This is a genomic window from Nocardia sp. CC201C (genome assembly GCF_030010695.1).
GTDB classification, from domain to species: Bacteria; Actinomycetota; Actinomycetes; order Mycobacteriales; family Mycobacteriaceae; genus Nocardia; species Nocardia otitidiscaviarum.
Genome location: NZ_JASCXP010000326.1, coordinates 1 through 8525, shown reverse-complemented (window position 1 = coordinate 8525; position 8525 = coordinate 1). Strand labels below are relative to the sequence as shown.

The window sequence follows — 8525 nt, the reverse complement described above, 5'->3', positions numbered from 1 at the left end:
CCCCCCCCCCCCGGCCCCACCCCGCGCCCGGGCGCGACCCCGCCCCGGCCCCGAATTCCACCACCCCGGCAACCGCCGAGCACACCACCCCGAACCGGTCCACCCCACCGTCCCCCGCCACGCCCGGTCAGGAGAAACCCGTGGCCGCGAACACCTCGGCGGACGGCACCGACCACCCCGCGCCGAGCACACCACCCCCGACCGCCCGAGCAACGACCGACGCCGACCAGAACGAGGTGGCCGCGGACAGCTCGCCACGCGGTGACGACGACCCGCCCCACACAGCACACGCCGACACCCCGACCGGTACGGCGGCGGGCGCGGCCACGGCACAGGGCGACGTGAGCCCGGCCGTCACGGATCCCGTCGGCGGGGCACCGGCCGCAACGAACACGAGTGCGCCCACCACGGCACAGCTCGACACCACCGCACCGACCGACGCCCGCGCCCACCGGACCGAGGTGAGGGCGGACAGCACACCACGCACGGACGACGGCCCGAGTACGGCAGGAACCGAGGCGCACGCTTCCCACACCGAGGGCGGCACACACGGGGACGCACGCGATGACCGCACCGCCGACACGGCAAGCGCCGCCGCCCCGAGAGCGGAGGTGAGCCGGGCGGCCGTGCACCCCGCGGACAAGATCTCCGCCGCGACGAGCACGAATACGGCCGACACCAGCACCCCGGGAGCGATGGTCGCAGCGGATAAGGTCCCCACCGCGACGAGCACGGGTACGCCCGGCACGGCGCGAGTCGACACCAGCACCGCGGGAGCGATCGCGGCAGCGGTGCGGGACGGGGTGTTGTCGCCGCTGCTGCTGGCGGAGGAGGCGTTGGCGCGCATTCACGCCCGGGATCGGAATATGAACGCGTTCAGCGTGGTTCGGGCCGAGGCCGCGCGGGCGGAGGCGCGGGCGGTGGCCGAGCGGGCGGATCTGGATGTGCTGCCGCTGGCCGGGGTGCCGATCGCGGTGAAGAACAATGTCGATGTCGCCGGGGAGGTGAGCCGGGCCGGGTCGCTGGCTGGCCGGGATCGGGCGGCCGAGACCGATCATCCGGTGGTGCGGCGACTACGGTCGGCCGGCGCGGTGGTCGTCGGCCTCACCGCTGTTCCGGAGTTCGGCCTGTGGGGCACCACCGATTCGCCCGCGGGTGTCACGTGCAATCCCTGGAACCCCAAGTTCAGCGCGGGCGGTTCGTCCGGCGGGTCGGGCGCGGCGGTGGGTTCCGGCATGGTGGCGGTCGCGCACGGCAACGACGGACTCGGCTCGGTGCGGATTCCGGCGGCCTGCTGCGGTGTGGTGGGGGTCAAGCCGGGGCGTGGGCTGGTGCCCGCCGAGATCGGCGTGGACTCGTGGGGCGGGATGACCGAGAACGGCGTGCTGGCAACGACTGTCGCCGATGCCGCGCTCATGCTCTCGGTGCTCGCCGACCGTCCGGACCTGGCCGACCTGGAGTCGCCGCCGTCGTTGCGGATCGGCCTGGCCACCGCGCCCCCGCTGCCGCTGGGCCGCGTGGACCGGCACTGGGACGCCGCCGCCCGCAAGGCCGCCGCCGCCGCCGCGACGGCGGGCCATCACGTCGAATCGGCGGAATTGCCGTACCAGGGCGCGACTTTCGCGCTCATGCTGCGCTGGGTGGCCAATGCCGCCCGCGAGGCCGCGACCGTCGCGTATCCGGACCGCCTGCAAGCACGCACCCGCGCTCACATCGCGCTGGGCAAGCTGGCGCTGCGCTCGGGGCTGCTGCGCCCCGCCCAGGTGGATCGCATCGAGGCCCGGCTGCTCGACCACTTCGAACGCTACGACGTGGTCATCACCCCGACCCTGGCGACCGCGCCGCCACGCGCCCGCCGCTGGCACAAACTCCCGTGGCTGGCCAATGTCGTTGCCAATGTGCGCTATTCGCCGTTCACGCCGCTGTGGAACCTGGTCGGCTGGCCCGCCCTCAGCATCCCGATGGGCATCCACCCCCGCACCGGCACCCCGGTGGCGGCCCAGCTGATCGGCCAACCGGGCAGCGAGGCCACCCTGCTCCGCCTGGCGGGACAACTCGAATCGGCCCACCCCTGGCGTCGTACGGCCCGCTGACTCCAACACAGCGGGTCGGATTCCAGCTACTGAGCGAATCCGCGGCGCACCACTGGAAAGCTCACGCGTTCATCCGGCGGCAGTGCCTCCGATCCGCTGCCGCCGCACCGCCCCGAACTCCCGATCGAGACGAGACCACTGATCTGGTGACGTTCGGGTAACTCGTCGGGCACGCCCGCAATCGGCGCGCCGTTGGGCGCAGGCACGCGTGCTCAACCGTCTACGGCTCTCAGCTGGGCGCTGAAGTCGCGGGGAGGCGGACATGGAAGCCGCCCTCGAGGACGCGGGTGGCGAATTCGAGGATGGTGGGGCGGTCGTCGTCGGCGCGCCAGGCCACCGCGAGTTCGCACGGGGGCAGGCCGTTGACCGGGCGGGCGGTGAGGCCGGGCCAGCGGTACATGGGGACGTTGTTCTCGGCGAGCAGGCAGACACCGAGTCCGAGGCTGACGGCTTCGAGCCGCTCCTCGGCGGTGGCGGCCTCCGCGCCGATGCGGGCCTGGCGGCCGCCGCGGGCGTCCGCGCCGAGCCAGAACTCGCGGGCGGCGCCGGCTTCGGCGGGCATGGCGATGAACGGCTCGTCGAGCAGATCGGCGAAGTCGATGGTCTCGCGATTGGCGAGGGCGTGGTTCTCCGGCAGCAGCACCCAGCGCGGCTCGGTGCGCAGCACCTGCCAGCGGTAGCGGGCGGTGTCGGGGACGGGCAGCCACATGAGCGCCAGATCGGCCTGGCGGCCGGCGAGGCCGCTGGAGGGGTCGGTCCAGGACGCCGAGTGCAGGGCCAGCCGGTGGCCGCTGGCGGACTCCAGGTCGGTGATCAGGCCGCGCCCGATGGAGGACTGGATGCCGACGCGCAGCACCTCGCCCGCCTCCTGGAGCGCCACGTTGGTGACCTCCCAGAGTTCGAGGATCTTGCGTGCGCCCTCGAGCAGTTCCTTGCCCGCCACGGTCAGGGCGACGCTGCGCTGGTTGCGGTCGAACAGGACCACGTCGAGCTGGCGTTCGAGCTGACGGATCTGCCGTGACAGGGTGGGCTGCGCGATGTGCAGCCGCTGGGCGGCGTTGGTGAAGTGCAGTTCCTCAGCGACAGCGACGAAATACCGCAGGTCGCGCAAATGCGGGTCCATAGCCCCTTGCTATCAGAATCGGTCTTGGATTTCCAGCCGTATTCAACCCCGGAGTTTGAAATCCACGACGAAAACAGCCATCAGGTTTGTTACAGACAGCATATGACGCGCGGCGAACCGCGCGGTAACCGGCTCCGCGAACGCCCGGCGACCGCTGAAGTGGTCGGCCGACCAAGATCTATAAGGTCAATCGACCAGCAGTAATTCAGAGCACGCCCCACCGCCGACCGGGCGGCGCGCAGCCACCCGCACACGGCAGCAACAACTGACTCCCCCAGGTCGATCGGCCACCGAAGAGAGTTGGTGATTTTCCTCACAGTCGACTGAAAGCCGCCCGCCGGAAGCAATTCGGACAGACCCCAGGACGAGGGGTCCGGATCAGGCTCCGCCGTACACCTTCGGATGCAGGGTGCCGATGTAGGGCAGATCGCGGTAGCGCTCGGCGTAGTCCAGGCCGTAGCCGACCACGAACTCGTTCGGAATGTCGAAGCCCACGTGCATGACGTCCACCTGGGTGCGCAGCGCGTCGGGCTTGCGCAGCAGCGTCACCACCTCCAGCGAGGCGGGATTGCGGCTGGACAGGTTGCGCAGCAGCCAGGACAGCGTCAGGCCGGAGTCGATGATGTCCTCGACGATCAGCACATTGCGCCCGGCGATGTCCTTGTCCAGGTCCTTCATGATCCGCACGACACCCGAGGACGAGGTCGAGGAACCGTAGGACGAGACGGCCATGAACTCCATCTGGGTAGGGATGGAGAGTTTCTTGGCCAGATCGGTCATGAAGAAGATCGCACCCTTGAGCACGCCCACCAGCAGCAGATCGCCCTCCGGGGCGCCGGCCGGATAACGCTTGGCTACGAGATCGGCCAGTTCGTCGACCTTGGCCGCGATCTCTTCCTCGCTGATCAGCACCGACGCGATGTCATCCCCGTACACGTGCGCTGGTTTCCCTTCAGTGATGTGTATCCCGAATCACCTGGGCTCGTATTCGGCCAAGCTCAGTATCAGCCTGCCATGCTCGCGCCCGGCAACCAACCTGGTCCCGGCGACTCCGCCGCCGACCGCGATCGCCCCCTGCCCGTGCCAATCCGTGACCAGCGCGTCGACCGCCCGTAAATGCTTGTCGGTCAACGCTTTCGCGCCACCGGCGAGCAACCATGCCCGGATCGCCCGCCGCCGCAGTGCGGGCGGGGCAGTGGCGAGCGTCTCGACCGACAGGCCCTCGCCATCGCGAGCGGAGTTCAGCAACTTCTCGGCTATGCCGTCCAGGGCCGTGCCGTCCTCACGAAGCTGAGCCGCTGTTCTGGCCAGTGCGGTCGCCACCCCGCCGCCGAGCACCTCCTCCAGCAGCGGCAGCACCTCGGTGCGCAGCCGCACCCGGGTGAACTCCGGGGAACTGTTGTGCGGATCCTCGTGCGGGGTCAGCCCCAGCTCCGCGCACAGCCGCCGGGTCACCTCCCGCCGCACCCCCAGCAGCGGCCGTCCCCACGGCTCGGCGAAGGCCGCCATGCCCTGGATGGACCGCGCCCCCGACCCGCGCGCCAACCCGAGCAGCACGGTTTCGGCCTGATCGTCGAGGGTGTGCCCGAGCAGTACCGGGGACGCGCCCCGCGCCTCGTCCAGCGCGGCGTACCGAGCCCGGCGCGCCGCCGCCTCCATTCCCCCGCCGCCGGACACCTCGACCGTCAGCACCCGAGCCGACCGGCATCCGAGCCGCATCGCCACGGCCGCCGCCTCCGCCGCCACCCGCGCCGACCCCTCCTGCAAACCGTGATCCACGACCAGCGCGTCGACGACATCGGCCTCCGACACCGCCGCCGCGGTCAATGCCAGCGAATCCGCCCCGCCCGACAATCCGACCGCGACCACCCCGTCGACCGCGTACTCCCCCACCCAGTCCCGTACCGCACGGCGCATTTCCAGCGCCGCCGACGTCTCGGGCAGCCTGGGACGATTCATGCCCTGATCGTCGCACGTCACCCCGCCTCCCGCTGACGCCTCCTTCGGAGAGGTCGCGCCGATCGCGGAGCGGCGGACGAGCCATCACCCCAGAACGCGCTCCACCCACCGGCGCGGTTCGCCGATCTCGTCGGTGCGCGGCAGCGTGTCACCGTCGGTCCAGATCGCGTTGAACTCGTCGATGCCGACGGTGGCCACCACCTCGTCCACGAACTTCTTGCCACGCACGTACTGCGCCACCTTGGCATCCATGCCGAGCAGGGCGCGCAGCAGCCGCTGGATCGGATTGCCGGGGCGACGGCGACGCTGATCGAAGGCCGAGCGGATCCGGGTCACCGAGGGCACCACCGCCGGGCCGACGGCGTCCATGACATGGTCGGCGTGCCCCTCGAGCAGGGTGCCGAGCATGAGCAGGCGGTCCAGCGCCTCGCGCTGCGGTGCGGCCTGGGTGGCGCGCAGCAGGCCGATGACGCCGCCGGACGACGGGTCCTCGACACCGCGCCGGCGCTCCTTCACCGCCTCCACCAGCCGGGCCAGCACATCGGCGAGAGGCTCGTCGCCGACCTCGCCGAGCAGTTCCACATTGCGCTTCATGTAGTCGGCCAGCCAGGGCGCGGAGGAGAACTGCACCCGGTGCGTGACCTCGTGCAGGCACACCCAGAGCCGGAAGTCGCTGGCCGGAACGCCGAGCGCCCGCTCCACGCCCATGATGTTGGGCGCGACCAGCAGCAGCGTGCCGTTCGGCCCGCTGAACGGGTCGTACTGTCCCAGAATCGCCGTGGACAGGAACGCCAGCATGGCCCCGGCCTGCACCCCGGCGGGCTTGCCGACGAACCGCCCGCGATCGTCGGCACCCGGCTCGTTGCCGGTGAGCGCCGCCATGGACGCGGCCGCGGCCTGAATCCAACCGGGCCGGTCCACGACCCGCGCCGCGGGCACCACCGAACCGTCCTGCAGTCGGCTCACCTCGCGCACGGGCGCTTCGGCGCGCACCGAGGCGTCGGCCAGTTCGGCCACCGCCTGCTCCGCCGAGTACCGCGTGGTCCGCGGCCCGGCCGGGACCAGCAGGGCTCCGGTGCGGGCGGCCAGCTGCCAGTCCACGGCGCCGGTCAGCCCCGGCTTGGATTTACGGCTCAATTCCCCGGTCTTCGGGTCGATCACCAGTTGGGCACGGGACTCACCGGTACCCGGGTTGGCGGCATCGGCCGAATGGTGTTCGGGTCCGGTCATAGTCATCCACCCGTCAGGAGCATCCACAATTACGCAGTGTCGCCGCGATGGCGTCCAACGCGGGGCGGCTCGCTCCCGGCAGCCGCTCGTTCGACATCAACGCGAAGGTGAGTACGCGCCCATCGCGATCCAGCACATACCCCACCAACGAGCTTGCCACGTCCAGAGTTCCGGTTTTGGCACGTACCCAGCCCGCGCCGGCGCGATCGCGCACCGTGTAGCGGTCGGTGAGCGTCCCCGTCGCACCGGCCACCGGCAGGTAGTCCAGCAGCGCCGACAGCGGTGAGGCGGTGACCGAAGCCGCCCCCTTCACACTCGAATCGTCTTGGCTCCCCGAGCTGTTCGGGAGTGTCGCGACGGTGATGATCCGGTCGAGCACGCTCGCCGGAATGCGGTCGTCGACCGAGAGTCCGCTGCCGCCGTCGGCCAGGGTGACGCCGGTCAGGTCGAATCCGGCGGCGCGCAGGGTGGTGGTGAGACCGGTCACCGCACCCGTAAAGGACTGTTCCGCACCGGTGGCGGCGGCGATCTCGCGGGCGATGGTCTCGGCCAGCACGTCGTCGGAGTCGACCATCATGTCCCGCAGCCGGTCGCGCAGCGGTGCGGACTGGACGGCCGCGACCCGTGTCGCCCCGGTGGGAGCGGTTCCCAGCCGGACCCGCGCCGGATCCAGGCCCAATTCCACGGCCAGTCGCCGCCCGGCGTCCAGCGCGGGCGTCGGGGTGCGCGGCGAGTACGCGCGCAGCGGTTCCAGGCGACCGCCGTCGAGCATGACCGGGTCGATGGGCGCGATGGAGCCGCCCGCGATGTCCTCGGTCAGCCAGCCCGGGGCCATGCTCGGCCCGGTGTAGCGCGAGGTGTCCACCACGATGGTGTCCGCCGTCCGCCCGGACGTCTTGATCTGCGCCACCAGATCCGACAGCTTCGGCCCGTCCTGGTAGTAGCCCTTGCCGTCGGGCTGCGCGGTCAGCGTCGGATCGCCGCCGCCCACCAGCACCAGTTCGTTCGGCGTGGCCCCGGTGACCACCTCGGTCGTCACCCGCTGGTCCTGCGGCAGCGCCAGCAGTGCGGCGGCGGCCAGCAGGATCTTGGCATTGGAGGCCGGGATCTGCGGCTTGTCCGGGTCCAGGCTGAACAGCACCTCACCGGTATCGCCGTCGGAGACCACCGCGGCGAACACACCCAGGTCGGGGTTGTTCACCACCGGCCCCAGCGCCGCCGCCAGACCGGCCTTCGAGGGTGCGGGCGCATCGGCGGGGGCGGGCGCCACCCGCGGCGACACCGTGGCGGGGGCGGGCGCGGCGGCGATGGTCAAGCCCCCGTGCCGGAACTCCTCGGTCCACGGCTTCAGGATCAACGCCACCGAGGTCACCGCGACCAGCACCATGACCAGCACGGATGCCACGACGATCCAGTTTCTGCGACGCCGCTTGGCGGCCAATCCACCGATGTTCTTCTTGTCCGCACCGACCACGTGCCGCTGTCTCCCTGGTACCAGTGGTGGGATCGTCCGGCGTCCCTGCCGCACCCACACGCTCGCGCACCACACTATCCTCGTTGCGCAGTCGTTCCTTCGAACGAGCTGGCGAGTCGGCAGCCATAGGCACCAGAAAAGAGGAGATGACGTGGAGTTCGACGTCACCATCGAGATCCCCCGGGGTCAGCGGAACAAGTACGAGGTCGATCACAAGACCGGCCGCGTGAAGCTGGACCGCTACCTGTACACCCCGATGATGTACCCGGCCGACTACGGCTTCATCGAGGACACCCTCGGCTCCGACGGCGATCCGCTCGATTGCATGGTGCTGCTGCCCGAGCCGGTGTTCCCGGGCGTCATCGTGGAGGCCCGTCCGGTCGGCGTGCTGCTCATGAGCGATGAGGCGGGCGGGGACGAGAAGGTCGTGGCGGTGCCCGCCGGTGACAAGCGCTGGGATCACATCCAGGACGTCGAGGACATCCCGGAGTTCCAGCGCAAGGAGATCGCGCACTTCTTCGAGCGCTACAAGGACCTGGAGCCCGGCAAGTGGGTCAAGGTCGAAGGCTGGGAGGGCCGTGAGAAGGCCGAGTCGCTGGTGACCGAGGCGTACGCCCGCCTGAAGGAGCAGGGCGGACACTGAGGT

General features: G+C 70.8%; 7 protein-coding genes. 2 read left to right on the top strand and 5 right to left on the bottom strand.

What is annotated here, in order from left to right; translation table 11 throughout:
* Nucleotides 1-2093: amidase family protein (locus tag QK444_RS26985; protein ID WP_349239545.1), on the top strand; the 2093-nt coding region annotated here is incomplete at its 5' end.
* A gap of 229 nt (nt 2094-2322) precedes the next feature.
* Here QK444_RS26985 and QK444_RS26980 read toward each other — a convergent pair.
* The 5 genes from QK444_RS26980 to dacB form a co-directional block, all read right to left on the bottom strand.
* Nucleotides 2323-3216: a LysR substrate-binding domain-containing protein gene (locus tag QK444_RS26980; protein WP_195144897.1), complete on the bottom strand. Its 894-nt coding sequence runs from the start codon at nt 3214-3216 to the stop codon at nt 2323-2325.
* A gap of 378 nt (nt 3217-3594) precedes the next feature.
* Nucleotides 3595-4152: a hypoxanthine phosphoribosyltransferase gene (gene hpt, locus QK444_RS26975; RefSeq protein ID WP_282784940.1), complete on the bottom strand. Its 558-nt coding sequence runs from the start codon at nt 4150-4152 to the stop codon at nt 3595-3597.
* 36 nt (nt 4153-4188) lie between these two features.
* Entirely contained in the window at nt 4189-5175 is a 987-nt protein-coding gene (tilS, locus tag QK444_RS26970; protein ID WP_282784938.1) for a tRNA lysidine(34) synthetase TilS, read from the bottom strand.
* 84 nt (nt 5176-5259) lie between these two features.
* Entirely contained in the window at nt 5260-6405 is a 1146-nt protein-coding gene (locus tag QK444_RS26965; protein ID WP_282784936.1) for a zinc-dependent metalloprotease, read from the bottom strand.
* Nucleotides 6406-6418: 13 nt separating this feature from the next.
* A complete protein-coding gene (gene dacB, locus QK444_RS26960) occupies nt 6419-7879 on the bottom strand; it encodes a D-alanyl-D-alanine carboxypeptidase/D-alanyl-D-alanine-endopeptidase (RefSeq protein ID WP_282784934.1) in 1461 nt (486 codons plus the stop codon).
* 151 nt (nt 7880-8030) lie between these two features.
* Between dacB and ppa the strand changes: the two genes are divergently transcribed.
* Nucleotides 8031-8522, top strand: coding sequence for an inorganic diphosphatase (gene ppa, locus QK444_RS26955; RefSeq protein WP_029925158.1), 492 nt, complete (start codon nt 8031-8033; stop codon nt 8520-8522).
* The last annotated feature ends 3 nt before the right edge of the window (nt 8523-8525 follow it).